Source organism: Mesorhizobium sp. WSM4306 (assembly GCF_007003975.1).
GTDB lineage: Bacteria > Pseudomonadota > Alphaproteobacteria > Rhizobiales > Rhizobiaceae > Mesorhizobium.
This window is the reverse complement of the sequence record NZ_VFTC01000031.1, coordinates 44,630-62,158: the sequence shown is the minus strand read 5'-3', so window position 1 is coordinate 62,158 and position 17,529 is coordinate 44,630. Positions and strand designations below refer to the sequence as shown.

Annotated in this window: 16 protein-coding genes; 13 read left to right on the top strand and 3 right to left on the bottom strand. The window is 62.3% G+C overall.

What is annotated here, in order from left to right; translation table 11 throughout:
• Positions 1 to 11 precede the first annotated feature (11 nt).
• Positions 12 to 947, bottom strand: a complete 936-nt coding sequence (locus FJV77_RS27345; RefSeq protein WP_142869627.1) for a choline ABC transporter substrate-binding protein — start codon at positions 945 to 947, stop codon at positions 12 to 14.
• Positions 948 to 1,185: 238 nt separating this feature from the next.
• Here FJV77_RS27345 and FJV77_RS27340 point away from each other — a divergent pair, with 238 nt between their 5' ends.
• The 10 genes from FJV77_RS27340 to FJV77_RS27295 all read left to right on the top strand — a co-directional run bounded on the left by FJV77_RS27340 (position 1,186) and on the right by FJV77_RS27295 (position 13,136).
• Entirely contained in the window at positions 1,186 to 1,797 is a 612-nt protein-coding gene (locus FJV77_RS27340) for a thymidine kinase (protein ID WP_112561118.1), read from the top strand.
• Between the two features lie 14 nt (positions 1,798 to 1,811).
• Complete coding sequence (locus FJV77_RS27335) at positions 1,812 to 2,996, top strand: glycosyltransferase (protein ID WP_142869626.1); 1,185 nt, start codon at positions 1,812 to 1,814, stop codon at positions 2,994 to 2,996.
• Positions 2,997 to 3,079: 83 nt separating this feature from the next.
• Positions 3,080 to 3,463, top strand: coding sequence for a cytochrome c family protein (locus FJV77_RS27330; RefSeq protein ID WP_142869625.1), 384 nt, complete (start codon positions 3,080 to 3,082; stop codon positions 3,461 to 3,463).
• A 321-nt stretch (positions 3,464 to 3,784) separates the two neighbouring features.
• On the top strand, positions 3,785 to 4,873 hold the full coding sequence (locus FJV77_RS27325) for a hypothetical protein (protein ID WP_142869624.1): 1,089 nt from the start codon (positions 3,785 to 3,787) through the stop codon (positions 4,871 to 4,873).
• A 28-nt stretch (positions 4,874 to 4,901) separates the two neighbouring features.
• Entirely contained in the window at positions 4,902 to 6,047 is a 1,146-nt protein-coding gene (locus FJV77_RS27320; protein ID WP_142869623.1) for a hypothetical protein, read from the top strand.
• 24 nt (positions 6,048 to 6,071) lie between these two features.
• Positions 6,072 to 7,982 (top strand): ATP-binding protein, encoded by a 1,911-nt coding sequence (locus FJV77_RS27315; protein ID WP_142869622.1) that lies wholly within the window; start codon positions 6,072 to 6,074, stop codon positions 7,980 to 7,982.
• 101 nt (positions 7,983 to 8,083) lie between these two features.
• Positions 8,084 to 8,500 carry an endonuclease domain-containing protein gene (locus FJV77_RS27310; protein WP_142869621.1) on the top strand — a complete coding sequence of 139 codons (417 nt, stop codon included), beginning with the start codon at positions 8,084 to 8,086 and terminating at the stop codon, positions 8,498 to 8,500.
• Between the two features lie 109 nt (positions 8,501 to 8,609).
• Positions 8,610 to 9,914 (top strand): DUF6638 family protein, encoded by a 1,305-nt coding sequence (locus FJV77_RS27305; protein ID WP_142869620.1) that lies wholly within the window; start codon positions 8,610 to 8,612, stop codon positions 9,912 to 9,914.
• A 103-nt stretch (positions 9,915 to 10,017) separates the two neighbouring features.
• Positions 10,018 to 11,142 (top strand): DUF2333 family protein, encoded by a 1,125-nt coding sequence (locus FJV77_RS27300; protein ID WP_142869619.1) that lies wholly within the window; start codon positions 10,018 to 10,020, stop codon positions 11,140 to 11,142.
• A 314-nt stretch (positions 11,143 to 11,456) separates the two neighbouring features.
• Positions 11,457 to 13,136 carry a formate--tetrahydrofolate ligase gene (locus FJV77_RS27295; RefSeq protein WP_142869618.1) on the top strand — a complete coding sequence of 560 codons (1,680 nt, stop codon included), beginning with the start codon at positions 11,457 to 11,459 and terminating at the stop codon, positions 13,134 to 13,136.
• 75 nt (positions 13,137 to 13,211) lie between these two features.
• Here the strand turns inward: FJV77_RS27295 and FJV77_RS27290 are convergent, their stop codons facing one another.
• On the bottom strand, positions 13,212 to 13,850 hold the full coding sequence (locus FJV77_RS27290; protein WP_142869617.1) for a cysteine hydrolase family protein: 639 nt from the start codon (positions 13,848 to 13,850) through the stop codon (positions 13,212 to 13,214).
• Between the two features lie 127 nt (positions 13,851 to 13,977).
• Between FJV77_RS27290 and FJV77_RS27285 the strand changes: the two genes are divergently transcribed.
• Positions 13,978 to 14,973, top strand: a complete 996-nt coding sequence (locus tag FJV77_RS27285; RefSeq protein ID WP_142869616.1) for a helix-turn-helix domain-containing protein — start codon at positions 13,978 to 13,980, stop codon at positions 14,971 to 14,973.
• 15 nt (positions 14,974 to 14,988) lie between these two features.
• Here the strand turns inward: FJV77_RS27285 and FJV77_RS27280 are convergent, their stop codons facing one another.
• Positions 14,989 to 15,546 (bottom strand): sugar O-acetyltransferase, encoded by a 558-nt coding sequence (locus FJV77_RS27280; protein ID WP_142869615.1) that lies wholly within the window; start codon positions 15,544 to 15,546, stop codon positions 14,989 to 14,991.
• A gap of 130 nt (positions 15,547 to 15,676) precedes the next feature.
• Here FJV77_RS27280 and FJV77_RS27275 point away from each other — a divergent pair, with 130 nt between their 5' ends.
• Positions 15,677 to 16,138: a DUF4126 domain-containing protein gene (locus FJV77_RS27275; protein ID WP_142869614.1), complete on the top strand. Its 462-nt coding sequence runs from the start codon at positions 15,677 to 15,679 to the stop codon at positions 16,136 to 16,138.
• Positions 16,135 to 17,511, top strand: a complete 1,377-nt coding sequence (locus FJV77_RS27270) for an FAD-containing oxidoreductase (RefSeq protein ID WP_142869613.1) — start codon at positions 16,135 to 16,137, stop codon at positions 17,509 to 17,511. The genes FJV77_RS27275 and FJV77_RS27270 overlap by 4 nt, the downstream gene beginning before the upstream one ends.
• Positions 17,512 to 17,529 lie beyond the last annotated feature (18 nt).

Here is a 17,529-nt window from a genome sequence, read left to right as displayed (position 1 = left end):
ATTCAGTCGGCTCAGCTTCCGAGCGCGGTCTTGACTGCCGCCGCCGCATCGCCGCCATCGAAGGTGGTGACGCCGGCAATCCACGGCGCGACCGCGTCAGGGTGCTTCTTCAGCCAGTCGGCTGCGACTGTATTGGCGTCGCCGCCTTTCAGGATCGCGTCCATCATCTCGCCTTCCATGTCCAGGTTGAACTTCAGGTTGGCGATGAACTTGCCGGCATTCGGGCATTCGGTGGTGTAGCCCTTGCGCACATTGGTGTAGACGGTGGCGGCGCCAAAGCCGCTGTCGCCCATGCCATCGAGATAGGTGATCTTCATGGCGCCCATCACCGGATGCGGCGTCCAGCCGAGGAAGGCGATCCACTCATTGTTCTTCATCGACTGTTCGGCTTGCGTCAGCATGCCGGCTTCCGAGGATTCGACCAGTTCGAAGCCTTCGAGATTGTCCTTCGGGTTCTTGATCATATCGAGGATGATGCGGTTGCCGTCATTGCCCGCCTCGATGCCATAGATCTTGCCGTTGAACTTGTCCTTGAACTTGCCGATGTCGGTCAGCGACTTGACGCCGGCGTCCGCGACATAGGTCGGCACGACGATGCCGTAGCCGGCGCCGGTCAGGTTGGTGCTGATCGTCTCGACCGAACCGTCGGCGGTATAGTCCTTGATGTCGTTGGTCATCGACGGCATCCAGTTGCCGAGGAAGACGTCGAGATCCTTGTTCTTCAGCGACGCCATGGTCACCGGTACCGACAGCTGGATCGTCTGCGGCTCGTAGCCGAGCGCGGTGAGCAGCACCGAAGCGACGCCGGTCGTCGCCTGGATGTCGGTCCAGCCGACATCGGAAAGGCGCACCGCCTTGCAGCTCTCCGGATCGCCGGCAAAGGCTGCGCTCGTGCATAGGAAAGTCGCCAGACCGAGGCCGGCGACGAAGGTGTTCATACGCGACATTGATAGTCTCCCATTGTGATTCTTTGGCGAAGCGGAGTTACGGTTTCTTTGCCCGCCTTGTTTCGTCAGCCAAACACCATTCTGGTGTGGTTTCAAGCGCTAAGGCAATCACGATCAACGGCGCGGGCTGGCCAAACAGCGACACGCCTGCCGCTTTTTCGATGGCAGACGGCTTTTCCCGTGAAATGCTGAGGTGCCCCCCTCCCCGCGCTGCGCGAACTCGGCTTAAAAGGGCGGCATGGCCAAGCTTTACTTCCACTATGCGACGATGAACGCCGGCAAGACGACGATGCTGCTGCAGGCGTCCTACAATTATCGCGAACGCGGCATGACGACGATGCTGTTCGTCGCAGGCCACTATCGCAAGGGCGACACCGGGCTGATCTCGTCGCGCATCGGCCTGGAGACCGAGGCCGAGATGTTCCGCGATGGCGACGATCTCTACGCTCGCGTTGCCGAGCATCATGAACATACGACCGTGCATTGCATCTTCGTCGACGAGGCGCAGTTTCTCGAGGAAGAGCAGGTCTGGCAGCTTGCCCGTATCGCTGACCGGCTGAACATCCCGGTCATGTGCTACGGCCTGCGCACCGATTTCCAGGGCAATCTGTTTTCGGGTTCGCGCGCGCTTCTGGCCATCGCCGACGATCTGCGCGAAGTGCGCACCATCTGCCGCTGTGGCCGCAAGGCGACGATGGTCGTGCGCCTCGGCCCCGATGGCAAGGTGGCACGACAGGGCGAACAGGTGGCGATCGGCAAGGACGTCTATGTCTCGCTCTGCCGGCGCCACTGGGAAGAGGAAATGGGCCGCGCAGCGCCCGACGACTTCATCGGCTTCACCAGAGGCTGAACGACCAGGACAACATGAAGATTCTCCAGTTCACAGTCGATTGCCCGTTTCCGCCGGTGTCAGGCGCCGAGATCAGGAATGCCGCCAACGCGCGCGCCTTGGCATCGATGGGCGAGGTTCTGACGGTAAGCCTGACTGGCGCCCCAGCGCCTTCTCCACCGCCGAATATCCGTCACCGGATCATCGAGACGGCGCGCGGCAGAGGTCCCTGGAGCAGGCGCAGCCCTCATCCGACCGTGCACATGATGCCGGACGACGAACTGGCTGAAGCCGACGCAATCTGGAGAGAATTCTCGCCCGATCTCGTGGTGATCGAGGAGATCCCACTGTCGCAACTGCTGACGCTGGCGCCGAAGCATCGCGCACGCACCGTCCTTGACCAGCACAACATCGATTCCCGGACGGCGGTCGACCGGATCGCGGGCCTGACGCTGTGGCAGCAAATTCGAGGCTGGCGCCAAAACAGGCGCAAGAAGGCAGAGGCGCGCGACGCCGACAGGCGTGCGGCTGTCATGGCCGATCAGATCTGGGTCTGTTCGCGGTCCGACGGGGCGCTGCTGTCCGCTCTCGGCCCCGTCGGCGACGTCAGGCTCGTCGCCAACCCCATTCCAGACGAGAGTGTGCTTTCCCTGCCGATTGGTGCCGAGCGGTACCGTGAACTCAGCCTGTGCTTCATCGGCCATCTCGGCTATTTCCCCAACATCGACGCCGTCAAGCAGATCGGCCGCAGAATGGTGCCGCGCCTCGCCGCTTCCGGCCAGCCATGGTCGATCACCGTCGCCGGCAGGAACCCGGGCAATGTCTTGCGCCAGACTTGCGCGAAAAGCGGGCTGAGGCTCATCGAAAACCCGCCCTATCTACCAGACCTGCTCGGCGCCGCCGGCTATGCGCCGATCCCGCTGCGCTTCGGCGGCGGAACCCGCATCAAGGTGCTGGAGGCGATGGCGGCCGGCCTGGTCGTCGCCGCGACCGAAAAAGCCGTCGAAGGGCTCGGCCTGCAGGCGGGCAGGCATTTCCTGTCGAGCAACGATGCCGGCGAACTGGCGTCGAAAATCATCGATCTCGCGAAACGCCCGCAAGCGGCGGCCGAGATGGCGGAGAGCGGCCGCACCTTCGTGCGCGACAACCACTCATCGGCAGCAATTGAAAAAGCGATCCAGAAGGCAGTTGCGGCGATCTCGCCCCGCCCCAATGAATGAGAGGGCAATCCCCAACGCCCTATGGCGTTTGTTAAGGCCCTGCAGCCTACTTTGCCCGCAGCCAGAGCCAGCCGGGGACCGCCATGCTTAGAGCCATTTCGTCAGCACTTGTCATTTACTTAGCCGGTATCGCGGCCGCACAGGCCGACGGCGACGCCACACTCGGCAAGAAGGTGTTCTATCGCTGCATGGCCTGCCACGAGGCAGCAACCGACCGCGACAAGATCGGGCCGCATCTCCTCGGTGTCGTCGGCCGCACCGCAGGCACAGCCGAGAATTTCAACTATTCGCAAGCCATGAAGGATGCCGGTGCCGCCGGCCTCGTCTGGGACGAGGCCAACCTCAAGGCCTATCTCAGCGCCCCCAAGCTGAAAGTACCCGGCAATAAGATGGCCTTCTCCGGCCTGACCAGCGACGAGGACATTGCCAACGTCATCGCCTATCTGAAGGCCGATCCGAAGCCCTGAACGACTGGATGCGCTGCGTGACGGAGAGGCTTTCTCCAGCTGCCTCGCGCCTGCAACCGGTTGAGTTGTCAGTCGAATTTCAGGACATCGACGCCAGCGGAGATCGACTGCTTTGCCGGCGTCAAAGTTCAATGACAGTTGAACAATGCCCGGCCGGCCGGTTATTCACGCCATGACCCCGCCTTCATTGACTTTCAAGACGATGACGGATTTTTTTGTTTTCGGGGCGGGTCTTGTCTTGCGTCTTTCAATCCCCGGATGCCCCACATATATTCGCCGCTGTTCGCAGCCAGCGACCGGAAGCCGAAGCGGGAGGCCCCTATGGCGACATTGCAGAATTTCGATGCCGAAATTGCCAAGACCAGGCAGGTTGTACAGGACATGCGCTCCAAGATCGAGCAGTCCGGCACCGTGCTTGATACCTTGGCCACTGCTGACAAGAAGATCGGCGACGCCAATTTCGACATCGAGAATGCCCGCATCGAGGATGTGCTGAAGCAGCAGAAGGTGATGGAAGGCAACATCGCCGACCTGATCATCGGCTTGGAAGACGCCACCAACGTCTTCGGCACCGAATTCGAGAGCATGAAGAACTACACCGGCTGGGAAAGCTTCGTCGGCGTCTTCTCGGCGCAACGCAAGCAGCGCATGCGCACCGACCGCGTCCGCAACATGTCGTTGGCCGGCAATCTGCAAGAGCTTCTGGTCAAATCCGACACGATCGTCGGCATCCTGAAGGCGCAGAAAGAGGTCCTCGACCAGCGCTACAAGACCTCCGAAAACAGCCTGTCGCAGGTGATCGAGCGCCGCAAGGCCACCATGGCCAACCTCGAAGCGGTGCAAAAACGCATCGAGGAGGTCAACCCCTTGCTGCTCGACATCGAGAACAAGATCGCGGCCTCGACCAGCCAAAAGGAACGCACGCAGCTTGAGGGCGAACGCTCGAAACTGGCCACCGAATACAATGAAAAGCAGGCTAAGGAGCAGGAATTGCTGGCCGAAAGCCAGACGCTTGAGCGTTACACCTCGATGTTCCAGACCTTCGTCGATTCACTCAACAACCAGATCGCGGCGCAGTCGACGCTGATCAACAAGCTGACCATCGATACAGAGCAGCGCATCGTGCTCTACAAGGCGCTGGAAGATTCTTTGAAGACCGCCGCTCAGCAGGACGTCGCCCACAAGATCAACACGCTGGGCAGCCAGGTCGACAACACCGCCGAAGAGACCATGGCCGGCATTGGCGCCGCCTCGCAAAAGCACATCGGCGATCTCCTCGAAATGCACGAGAAGAACATGGTCGCCTCGGCCGACATCCAGCGCCGCAAAAAGCTCGCCGACGATGCCTTCGCCCGCCGTTTCGACGACGTGATGAAGAAGCACAATTCGGCGAACTACGTGCAATCGTAAGGAGCGGCTGCACGCGAGCACACCCGGCATGACTCCCGAAAACGAAGCGGCGGCGCGCTATTTTTCCGCCATCACCGCCGCACTCAGCGGCCTTGAAGTGTTCATGCGCGACGACCGCTCGCCGCTTTACCGGCACGGCATCGTCGCCAAGATCGTCGCCGAATACATTGCCCGGCTGGACAAGTCGTTCTCCTGCTGGCGCAACCGGCTCGGCTTCATGGACACGTTCCGCATTTCGCGAGCCGACAGCGGCTATCCCGTCTTCCAGAACCTGCTCGAACTGGAAAACGACCGCCGCCAGGCCGACGCGCGGCTGGCCAACATCCCGCTCGCCGGCGAATTGCGCGAGGAAATGGCCGACTTCATTCTGCGCCACAAGGAGTTCCCCGAGGCGCTGCAGAAGTCGATGGCCGAGCGGCTCTATCTCGAAGACGTCAAGAGCGAGCAGACCTTCGGCCCGTTCTCGCTGGCGCAGACGGCCAAGGTCTCGGTCAATCCAAAAACCTTCCGGCCCTATTACCTCGTGCACTGGGCAAGCTTCGACGGCAGCGCCAACCTGCCGCTGATCTACATGGTGACGGTGGAGGATTCCTCCGAAGCCATGATCCGCCAGCTTGTCGACAGCAACGGCAAGCTCAACGAGCGCGTCGACATCCCGCTGCCCGTCGATGGCCTGCTCAACCCCGAACTCGCCCACCGCTTCGACGATTTTACCGAAAAGAATTCCGCCTACACGCTGTCGCCGGCGACGATTGCGGTCAATCTCGACAAGGATTTCGAGCCGCTGCACCCCAAGCAATTGCGCCGCGTCGTGCTTGGCCCCTTCTATTCCTCAGGGATTACCGACAACAATTCGACGGTGACCGAGGTACTGGCCAAGGTGCGCAAGCCCGAAAATGCCTGGCTGCTCACCTGGACCATCCAGGAGGTCTATTCCAAAGGCGAGAAACCCGGCCGCAAGGGCCTGTTTTCCAGCGAGAAGACGACCCAGGAATTCTTCATCAATACCGACGATCTCGAAGCCGCGCGCCAGGGCGTGTCGAGCTACGAGAACCACGCGCTGATCCCGCACGAAGCCTATCAGGCACTCTACGCCGCCGGGGAGGCGCAGAAGATCTTTTCCGGCTACAAGGTCCACATCCTGTCCAACGGACAGGTCATCTCAGACGTCTGACCGTCACACCACGGAGCATCCTTCATGGACACCGGCCTGACCACCATCCCGGAAGCCGCGATCGAAAAGCACCGCGCCACCGCGCAGAGCTTCATCACCCGCGTCGTCGTGCTGGAAGACCCTTCGCGCGAATCCGGCACCGCCCTTGCCGGCACCAATCGCCGCTTCGTCTCGACCGTCTCGGTCGGCTCGGTGCGCCGCACCCGCGAGGTCGAGCTGACCAAGACCGTCGCCGCCATCCATCCCGACGACCAACTGATGAGCATCGCACAGCATACGCTGCTGTTCCGCGCTCGGCGTGGCCTGGCGATTGCGCTCGCCATCTCCGACGTCTTCGCTGAGGGCTCAGACCTCGAAAGCCTGCAGGCCAAGAACACCCGCGCACCGCTGGAGGGCGATGAGGCGGCGACCTTCAAGAAGCTTCTGTCAGCCTCGGCTTACGTTTCGGCCTTCAGCCTCGCCTCTTACCTGTTCCAGCTGATCGACAGCGACGGCGAGGCGCCCAACGACATCCCCGAACCCGACTTCCTGTTCGACACACCGCAGGACGCGGTGAAGTCGATCGTCGCCGGGCTGGACAAGGCGATTGCAGGCTCCAAGGACGACGGCGATCTGACGACGCGAGCACGTGCTTTCGCGCGCGTCGCGATCGATGGGCTCTTGGCCCGCAAAGGCCGCTTCGATGGTATCGGCCCATTCGAGAACGCTCATATCCGCATCGACACTGACGATTTCACCCTGGACGGCTTCGACGTCGCGCCGGGCAAGCGCTCCAAGCCGCTGGTGATGACCTTCAAAAAGCCGGAAGAGGTCGTCGGCAACCACATTGCCAAATACCAGTCGGTCAAGCTCGCCAAGATGCTGATGGCCTATGATTTCGAGCGCGAGCTGAATCCTTTCGTCGAACTCGGCGGTTTCCTCTTCACCTTCATCGGCGACGGCGCGCCGGGCACCGGCAAGACGACGCTGATCCAGATGATCGCGGGCCTGGTCAACGGCTACTGCCAGGTCGCCGGCTATCCCTTCGCCTATGAGAATTTCGGCGTCGACCAGATTTCGTCCTACCAGGGCAAGTCAGGCCAGAACTGTCGCCAGTTCATAAACAATGTCTTGAACCCGCGCGTCATCGGCTTCGGCACCATCGACGACATCGACCAGGTGGCGGCACGCCGCTCCGACGACCGCGCCTCGGCCGGCCAGCAGGAAATCACCGGCGTCCTGATGGATGCCTTTGCCGGCGCCGGCACCGTGGTGCGCGGCAATTGCTGCTTCGGCATGTTCTCCAACTATCCCGAAAATGTCGACGACGCCCTGCGCCAGCGCGCCGGCGCCCGCTGGCTGGTCGACGGCCCGCAGAGCCGCGACGACTATATCGACATCTTCGTTTTGCTTGCCGGCAAGAACCACAAGATCCCGCTCGGCGACCACAAGCTCTATGCCGCGCAGGAAATCCAGCGTGCTGTGACCGAGGCCTATGAGGAGCATGAGAAGCCTAGGGAAGACGGGCTGATGAAGGTCTATGAGCGCTACATGAAGGAAAACGGCGCGCCGAAATCGATGGCCGACATCGGCACGTACCTGCACCTGATCAAGGACGCCGAGCCGCGCTTCACCGGCCGCGCCATCAAGAACGTCACCGACGCCATCAAGATGCGCGCCATGGACATTGAGCTTCCCGACGACTGGTTCGAGAAACCGGAAGCCTTCATGCACAAGGGCTACGACGAGAAGAAAGCCATGATCGAGGAACTGCGCGGGCCGTTCTCGATGGACATGGTCATGCAGGAGATCAACCGCTACGCCGATTCCGAATTCCGCTATTCCGACAAGTCGGACGATGCGGCGGTCGAGAAGCTGCTCCGCGATGCGCGGCTGCGCGAACGGGCGGGTCGTGAGATGGAGGAGATGAAGAAGAAGGGGCTGTGGAATGCGTGAAGTTCCTTCGGAGCCCGCAGGTGTTGAAAGGCTTGTCACCAGCGCTGACGCCCCCCTCTCCCCGTTCTTCACGGGGAGAGGGTAAGGGTGAGGGGCAGCGCATGCGTGGACCAGAAATCTCAACAACGAAACGGGCAAGACGCCTTCGGCAGTCGGACAACGACGCGGAGACAGCACTTTGGATGGAATTGCGCGACCGCAGGCTCAACGGCCACAAATTTGTGCGTCAATTTCCAATAGGCACTTACTTTGCCGATTTCGCCTGCAGGGAATGCCCGTTGGTTGTCGAGGTGGATGGCAGTCAACACACTAACAACAAATATGATCAAGTTCGTGATCGTTTCATGATTTCAAATGGTTGGTCCGTACTTCGCTTTTGGAACGTCGACGTCTTGAAGGATCGGGATGCAGTACTCGAGACTATATTGGCGGCCCTTGAACAGCGGCTCGATCGCCGTATCGAGACGTATGATGTTCGATTTGTTGCCGCCGAAGGTTATGGGGAGACATGTCCTTGACGGTTAGCGCCGCCCCTCACCCTTACCCTCTCCCCGTGAAGAACGGGGAGAGGGGGTCGTCAGCGTTGGTGCCTCGCCTCAGCAGGCAATGCCTGTCGGACTTATCGACATGAAACCCGCCAAGAAACCCGACCTTCTCCGTGACAACGAGCTGATCTACGGCCGCCTGCTCGCCGTCGATGAGGCGCATCTCGTCCAGCGCTACAACAAGGCGCTTGTTGCCTTCGGGTTGAAGCCGACCAAACTAAAGAGTTTCCAGATCGACCGCACCGGCTTTTCGCCCGAGGTGGCCGAGGAATGCGGCGATTATGACTATCTCGATCCCAATGAGGTCAACCGTCGCTTCATCATTCTGACGCCGTCGCAGATCGACCTGCCGGTGGTGCACACCGCCTTCTCCAACACCTCGCAGCTGATGTTCGAATTCATGTCCAAGAACCAGCGCGCCATCGACGCGCTGACCATCAAGGACGTCATCTACGGCGAGATCGAAGATTCCGTCCCCGTGGTCAACGACATCGAGGATCTGCTGTCGATCAGCCAGGTCGAGTTCAAGGTGCTGTCGGCCGAGGACGTGCTGGGCAAGGCCGCCGAGCTCGGCAAGCTTGTCGACCGGCTGAAGCAGGAGCCGGACGCCTGGCGCGACAACGCCATGCTGACCCGCATGGTCGATCTCGCCAAGGTCTGTGGCGATATCAGAGAAAACGCGCTGGTGCCCGACCAGGTGATCTTCCGCCACAACGCCTATTGGACCAGCCATTTCGGCGGCCTCTACGTCTTCGTCGATCCTGATATGACGACGGTCATCGGCGACCCAGCCGCACCCGGCTTCCGCCGCTCGCGGCCCTGGCAGGTCAGCTACCTCTCAATCAACGATGCCGACAAGGTGTTCAAATTTCTGGCCAGCACCGGCCGCATCGAACTGCCGCGGGCGTCATGGGTCGAAAGCTCGGGCTATCTCGAGCATCGCGCCGAGACGGTTGTGCGCTCCCTGATCCGTGACACCGAACCGAACCGCAATTTGACTGATGTCGACAAGGTCTGGCTGCAGACCTGGATCCACGGCCATGCTGATCTCATCACCAGCGACGGCAATTTTCCCTTCCTCAACGCCGCCAAGCGCGAAATCGCCCAGCTCGGCCATCTCAAGATCGAGGATGTCGCGCCGCGCCAGCGCTTCCTGGTCGTGCGCGGCAAGCCCGACCACCCCGACGCCTGGCTAACCAACCAGCTGATCTCGGATTTCGTGCCGCAGGACTTCGTCTCGCGCTACGTCTTCAACAAGCCCGGCTTCTACAAGGACTATGACGGCTACAGCGACGCCTGGCGATCGCATGTTGTGGACGTTCTGAAAACCACATATTTGAAAGACAAGGTGGCGTTTCGCACGCGCCTTTACGGCTTGACTGACTAAAACGAAATGAGCCGTCATTTCGTTCTAACTTATTGTTTTGGCGCATGATGTTGTCCAAAAAGTCTGCAACTTTTTGGCATCATGCCGAGGGGTGATGTAAGCCATGCTTGATCCGATCGTGAATTTCTTCACCCGCATCTTCCAATGGATCGGCCGCGGTATCGGCCTTGTCATCGGCGCGATCCTGTGGCCGTTCTTATGGGCCGGGCGCTGGTATACGCAGCGCGGCTGGATCCTGAAGGCGGTGGTCGGCCTGGCTTTGCTGGTACTGATCGGCCTCTACGCCAACTTCTTCTACGCCACCCAGTGGTGGAACAAGTTCGACCCCAACTACGTCGACAAATACACCTTCGAGAACCGCAACATTTCCGCCGGCGAACAGGTCGCGGCCGGCGCCGGCACCGAGACCGCCAAGACCTGCGGCAATTCGGGCATCGCCCAGGTCGCGGCCGACCTGACCGACTTCAACGTCAACCAGAATGCCTGGATCTCGTCGATGATCCTCTACAAGCTCGGCCTGTTCGGCGTCGACTGGGATCACACGCCGTTCATGGATAACAAGGCTTCATTCCAGCGCGGCATCAACCAGGCGGTGCGGCGCACCGCCACCGAGCTTGCCGACAATCTCGGCCGCGTGCGTACGACATCGCAGATCGACGCCGATCTGCAGGATGCGCGCGGCAATCTGCAGTTCGACGAGGAAACCTGGTATTTCGGCCTGAACCCGTTCGGACCGAAGACGCCGACGCCGAGCTATTATCGCGATGCCGTCAACAAGCTGCGCTCCTTCAACGCCCGCCTGGCCACCTGCCAGGCGACGTTCGACGCCCGTGCCGACAATCTGAAGCAGTATATAGACCGCATCTCCTCCGACATCGGTTCGACCTCGGCGATCCTCAAGGAGCGTGCCGAAAACCACAACGATGGCTGGTTCGACTTCCGCGCCGACGACCGCTTCTGGTTCGCCTATGGCCAGCTCTATGCCTATTACGGTCTGATGAAGGGCGCCCAGGCCGACTTCGACGACGTGATCAAGGAAAAGCATCTCGGCAATCTGTGGGACACGATGGATTCGCAATTCGTCTCGGCGCTGCGCATCCAGCCCTTCATCATCGCCAATGGCCGGGAGGATGGCTGGATCATGCCGACGCATCTGACGACGATGGGCTTCTACGTCCTTCGCGTGCGTTCCAACATGGTCGAGATCAGCAACGTTCTGACGCAGTAACGTCTGTTGCTGCCTCAACAGGCGATGGCGAATTTGCGCCGTCGTCTCTGTCGCATTCCGTGCATTGGGCGGCTGTTTTGAGACGGCGGAACGACGCGTCCTCTGGCTTCTATACGCCGCGGCAACGGAGCCAGGAAGAACCGGCGACAGGTCGGCCCGGCCGCGGAGACACTTTCTTCATAGGAAACATAGTTGCATGCAAGTTGACGCCACGGCAGCGACAGGGTTAGAACATGCCCGCGCCCGGGTTCAACATGCCTGCGAGTGAGATCAAAACCCGTCCCCTCCACCGTTCAATCCGAAGGAAAGCCGTCATGGCCGAAGTGAAGTCCGACATCGAGATCGCGCGCGGCGCCAAGAAAAAGCAGATTCAGGAGATCGGCCAGAAGATCGGCATCCCGACCGAGCATCTTTTGCCCTACGGCCACGACAAGGCGAAAATCTCGGCAGAGTTCATCAAGTCGGTGAAGGGCAACAAGGACGGCAGGCTGATCCTGGTGACCGCCATCAACCCGACGCCGGCCGGCGAAGGCAAAACGACCACCACCGTCGGCCTCGGCGATGGCCTGAACCGCATCGGCAAGAAGGCGATCGTCTGCATTCGCGAGGCGTCGCTCGGCCCGAATTTCGGCGTCAAGGGCGGCGCCGCCGGCGGCGGCTACGCGCAGGTCGTGCCGATGGAGGACATGAACCTCCACTTCACCGGCGACTTCCACGCCATCACCACCGCGCACAATCTGCTTTCGGCGCTGATCGACAACCACATCTACTGGGGCAATGAGCTCGGCATCGACACCCGTCGCGTTGTGTGGCGCCGCGTCATGGATATGAACGACCGCGCGCTGCGCGAGATCATCGCCTCGCTCGGCGGCGTCGCCAACGGCTTCCCGCGCGAAGCCGGCTTCGACATCACCGTCGCCTCGGAAGTGATGGCGATCCTGTGCCTCGCCACCGACCTTAAGGATCTCGAGAAGCGCCTCGGCGACATCATCGTCGCCTATCGCCGCGACAAGACGCCGGTCTACGCCCGCGACCTCAAGGCCGACGGCGCCATGGCGGTGCTCTTGAAAGACGCCATGCAGCCCAACCTGGTGCAGACGCTGGAAAACAACCCGGCTTTCGTCCATGGTGGCCCATTCGCCAACATCGCGCATGGCTGCAACTCGGTCGTCGCCACCACGACGGCGCTGAAGCTCGCCGACTATGTCGTCACCGAAGCCGGCTTCGGCGCCGATCTCGGCGCGGAAAAGTTCTTCGACATCAAGTGCCGCAAGGCAGGGCTGAAGCCGGCGGCGGCCGTCATCGTCGCCACCGTGCGCGCGATGAAGATGAATGGCGGCGTCAAGAAGGAAGACCTCGGCAAGGAGAACATCGAGGCGGTGAAGAAGGGCTGCGCCAATCTTGGCCGCCACATCGAAAATATCCGCCAGTTCGGCGTGCCGGCGGTGGTTGCCATCAACCACTTCTATTCCGACACCGACGCCGAGATCCAGGCGATGAAGGACTACGTCGCCTCGATGGGCGAAGAGGCGATCCTGTGCAAGCACTGGGCCAAGGGCTCGGCCGGCATCGAGGAGCTCGCCAACAAGGTGGTGCAGCTTGCAGAATCCGGCGCGTCGCAGTTCGCGCCGCTCTATCCCGACGCCATGCCGCTGTTCGAGAAGATCAACACCATCGTCCAGCGCATTTATCGCGGCTCGGAGGCGATTGCCGACAAGTCCGTGCGTGACCAACTGCACGCCTGGGAGCAGGCCGGTTACGGCAATCTCCCGGTCTGCATGGCGAAGACCCAATACTCCTTCTCGACCGACCCGAACCTGCGCGGCGCGCCGACCGGCCACACCGTGCCGGTGCGCGAGGTCAGGCTTTCCGCGGGCGCCGGCTTCGTCGTCGTCATCTGCGGCGAGGTCATGACCATGCCGGGCCTGCCCAAGGCGCCATCTTCGGAAAAGATCTTCCTCAACGAAGCCGGCCAGATCGAAGGCCTGTTCTAAAAATTTCGAGACCGTTGCGAGATTCAAGAAGGGGGGCCAATGGCCGCCCTTTTTGCTTTCCGGGGACGGATCTGCCTATGCGGCGTGGCGCGCCAGCGCGCGCTGGTTGGACGCATAGGGCGTGTCGCGTTCGGGCAGTGCGCCGGTCTTCAGGCAGTCGATCCATTCGGCGGTCTTGAGTACGGCCGCGAAGCGCGACTGCAGGATGATGCTCACCACTCGGTGGATCTCTTCGGCCGAGGCATAGCCGGCGCTGTTGGCATAGGGCAGCGAGCCGGTTGCGTCGGAGAGGAACTCGACCGTAAAGCCCATATGGACGGCGTGGATGATGGTCGACAGGTCGCAATTATGCGTCATGTAGCCAATGACCGTGATCGTATCGATGGCATTGGCGCGCAGCCACTCCTCGAGATCGGTGCCGGTGAAGGCGCTCGGCAAGTTCTTTTCGACATAGTGGTCGCGCTTGCGCCTGGCGATTTCGGGATGCAGTTCGCCGCCATGGCTGCCCTTGGCGAATACCGGCGATGTCTCGGGCGCCATTTGCTTGACGATCACTACCTTGACGCCGGCAGCAGTGGCGGCGGCCATGGCCTGGGCCACATTGACGACGCTGTTGCGGAACGGCGGATGCTTGATCGCAAGATTGCCGCCGTCATAGTCATTCTGGACATCGATGACGATGAGTGCGCGGCGCGGCGTGGTGTTGGCGGACATGGTGTTTTCCTTTCGGGCTTGACTGGGACGGGCCGAAAATAGGCCGATCGCCCGATTGCCAAAAGTGGCCCGATTGACATCGTTCGAAAGAATTGGGACAATCCGCCTTCACTTGCCGGAAACGCCCATGACTGATCCGATCATTGCCGTCCTCGCCTTTGACGGCATCAGTCCCTTCCACCTCTCCGTACCGTGCGTGGTGTTCGGCACCGACCGCACCAAGCTCGGCCTGCCGCGTTTCGACTTTCGCGTCTGCGCGCTCGACAATGGGCCCATCCACACCGATGCCGGGCTGACGATCGCGGTGCCGCATGGGCTCCCCGCGTTCGACGATGCCGACATCGTCATCATTCCGAGCTGGAAAGATCTCGACGCCCCGCTTCCGACCCCGCTCCTCGAAGCGCTTACGCGCGCAAACCGGCGCGGCGCGCTGATCGTTGGCCTCTGTCTCGGCACCTTCGCCATCGCCGCCGCCGGGCTGCTCGCCGGCCGGCGGGCGGCCACGCATTGGTCCTCCACCGACCGGTTGCAAGCGCTGCATCCCGACATCGAAGTCGACGCCGACGTGCTCTACGTCGACGATGGCGACATCGTCACCTCGGCCGGTGTTGCCGCCGGGCTCGACTGCTGCCTGCACATAGTGCGCGCCCGCTATGGCGCGGAGGTAGCGCTGCGGCTGGCCAGGCACATCGTGCTGTCGCCGCACCGGCAGGGCGGGCAGGCACAATTCATCGAGCGCCCGCTGGCGAGAACCCCGGCTGCCGACCGCTTCACCCAGGCGCTCGACACCGTGCGCGCAACGCTGGGGCAAACGCATAGCCTCGACCGCGTCGCTGAGGCCGCCGGCCTGACCCGGCGCACCTTCACCCGCCGCTTCCAGAAATCGATCGGCACCAGCTTTGGCGAGTGGCTGGCCGGCCAGCGCATCGAACTCGCGCAACGGCTGCTGGAGGCGACCGAAAAATCGATGGACATGGTGGCTTTCGAAGCCGGCTTCGGCAGCGCCACCTCGCTGCGCCAGCATTTTTCAGCGCGGCTCAAGACGTCACCGGCGCAGTACCGGCGTGAATTCTCACGGCGAGCAGAGCCGGACGAGCGCATGGCGCGCGTGGCTTCGCACTGACCGCCCGCGTAGGGTTCAGCCGCGCTTGACCGCCCGCGCCGGATTGCCGACCACGGTGGTGTTATCAGGCACGTCACGCGTCACCACAGCACCAGCGCCGACAATGGCACCATCGCCGATGCTGATGCCGCCGAGGATGATGGCGCTGCCGCCGATCCAGGCGTTGTCGCCGATGGTGACCGGCCTGGCGATCTCCAGCCCCGCCTGACGGCCTGCTGCCTCCTTGTGGTGCTCGGCGCAGTAGATCTGCACATTGGGGCCGAGCAGCGTCCGTCTGCCGATGCGCACGGGCGCGGTGTCGAGGATGGTGCAGCCGGCATTGAGAAACGCGCCTGCGCCGAGATGGATGTTGAAACCGTAGGCGCAGTGGAACGGCGCCTCGATGCGGGCGCCCTCGCCCGCGCTGCCGAGCAGCGCCGATAGCGCTGGACCGATGTTGCCGCGTTGCTGGGGCGGCAGCGAATTGTGCTCGAACACCGCATCGCGCGCGATCACCCGCAGCGCTTCCAACTCGTCGTCGATGCAGGTGTACCACTCGCCTGCAATCATCTTCGTGCGTTCGTTTGCGGACATGGCCACGCCTCCAATCTGATCTCCTGCCAAAGCACAATCCTCCGCCTGGGAAAACCCCACTGTCCAAATGCCCGGCCTATGCTAGCTTGCCGCGCGGACCGTCCGAGGTTCTGCGTTGAGGGGATCAACCATGCTCTATCTGCTTGCACTTCTGATCGGCATCATCGCCGGTCTTCGCGCCATGACAGCACCGGCCGCAGTCGCCTGGGGCGCTTATCTCGGCTGGCTGCCGCTTGCCGGCACCTGGGCAAGCTTCATGGGCCATTGGGCCGCCGTCGGCATCTTCACCATCCTTGCCATCGTCGAACTCATCACCGACCAGCTGCCATCGACGCCGAGCCGCAAAGTGCCGCAGCAGTTCGGCACTCGCATCCTGCTTGGCGCCTTTGCAGGTGCTGTGATCGGCGCCACCGCCGGTTCCACCATTGGCGGTCTGATCGCCGGCGCCATAGGCGCCGTCATCGGAACCTATGGCGGCGCAGAGGCGCGCGGCCGGCTGGCAGCCGCCTTCGGCCAGGATCGGCCCGCCGCTCTCATCGAGGACGCGGTGGCCATCATTGGCGGCCTGCTGATCGTGGCGGCGGTGGCATGACGGCAAAGACTTTCGACGCCATCATCATTGGCGCCGGCCAGGCCGGCACACCGCTCGCCGGCAGGCTGAACGCAGCCGGCATGCGCGTGGCGCTGATCGAGCGCAAGCTGGTCGGCGGCACCTGCGTCAACACCGGTTGCATCCCGACCAAGACGATGGTGGCGAGCGCCTATGCCGCGCATCTCGCCCGACGCGCCGCCGATTATGGCGTGACGCTCAGCGGCCCTGTCGGCGTCGACTATAAGGCGATCAAGGCGCGCAAGGACAAGGTTTCGGGCGCCTCCCGCACCGGGCTGGAAACCTGGATCGCCGGCATGGACAAATGCACGCTCTATCGTGGCCATGCGCGCTTCGAATCCGCCAACACGGTGCGCGTCGGCGACGACCTGCTGACCGCCGAAAAGATCTTCCTCAACACCGGCGGCCGCGCCTCGGTGCCGGATCTGCCTGGCATCCACGACATCGACTACCTCACCAATTCCTCTATGATGGATCTCGACGTTTTGCCGCGTCACCTCGTCGTCGTCGGTGGCAGCTACATCTCGCTCGAATTCGCGCAGATGTTCCGCCGTTTCGGTAGCGAAGTCACCGTCATCGAAAAGAGCCCGCGCCTCTCAGGCCGCGAGGATGAGGATGTCTCGGCCGCCATCCTGTCGATCCTCGAAAACGAGGGGATAGCGGTCCATGTCGGCGCCGACGACATCCGCTTTGCCAGACAGGGCACGGACATCGCCGTAACCTTCTCCGCCGGCAAGCCGCCGGCCATCGGCTCGCATGTGCTTCTGGCACTCGGCCGCACCCCCAACACCGACGACCTCGGCCTCGACAAGGCCGGCGTCGCGGTCGATCTGCGCGGTTACGTCACCGTCGACGACCAGCTGCGCACCAGTGTGCCCGGCATCTGGGCGATGGGCGATTGCAACGGCAAGGGCGCCTTCACCCACACCTCCTACAACGACTATGAGATCGTTGCCGCCAATCTGCTCGACAACGATCCGCGCAAGGTCAGCGATCGCATCGAGGCCTATGCGCTCTATATCGATCCGCCGCTCGGCCGCTGCGGCATGACCGAGGCCGCGGTGAAGAAATCCGGCCGCAAGGCGCTCGTCGGCCAGCGGCCGATGACCCGCGTCGGCCGTGCCGTTGAAAAGGGCGAGACGCAAGGTTTTATGAAGATCCTGGTCGATGCCGACACCAGGGAGGTCCTCGGCTGTTCCGTGCTTGGCCCTGGCGGCGACGAGGCGGTGCACTGCGTGCTCGACCTGATGTACGCCAAGGCGCCGGTCGACACGCTGGCGCGGGCCGTGCACATCCATCCCAACGTCTCGGAGCTCTTGCCCACCATCGCCCAGGAGTTGAAGCCGCTCGTTTGACGCTGCCGGCTGGCCGAC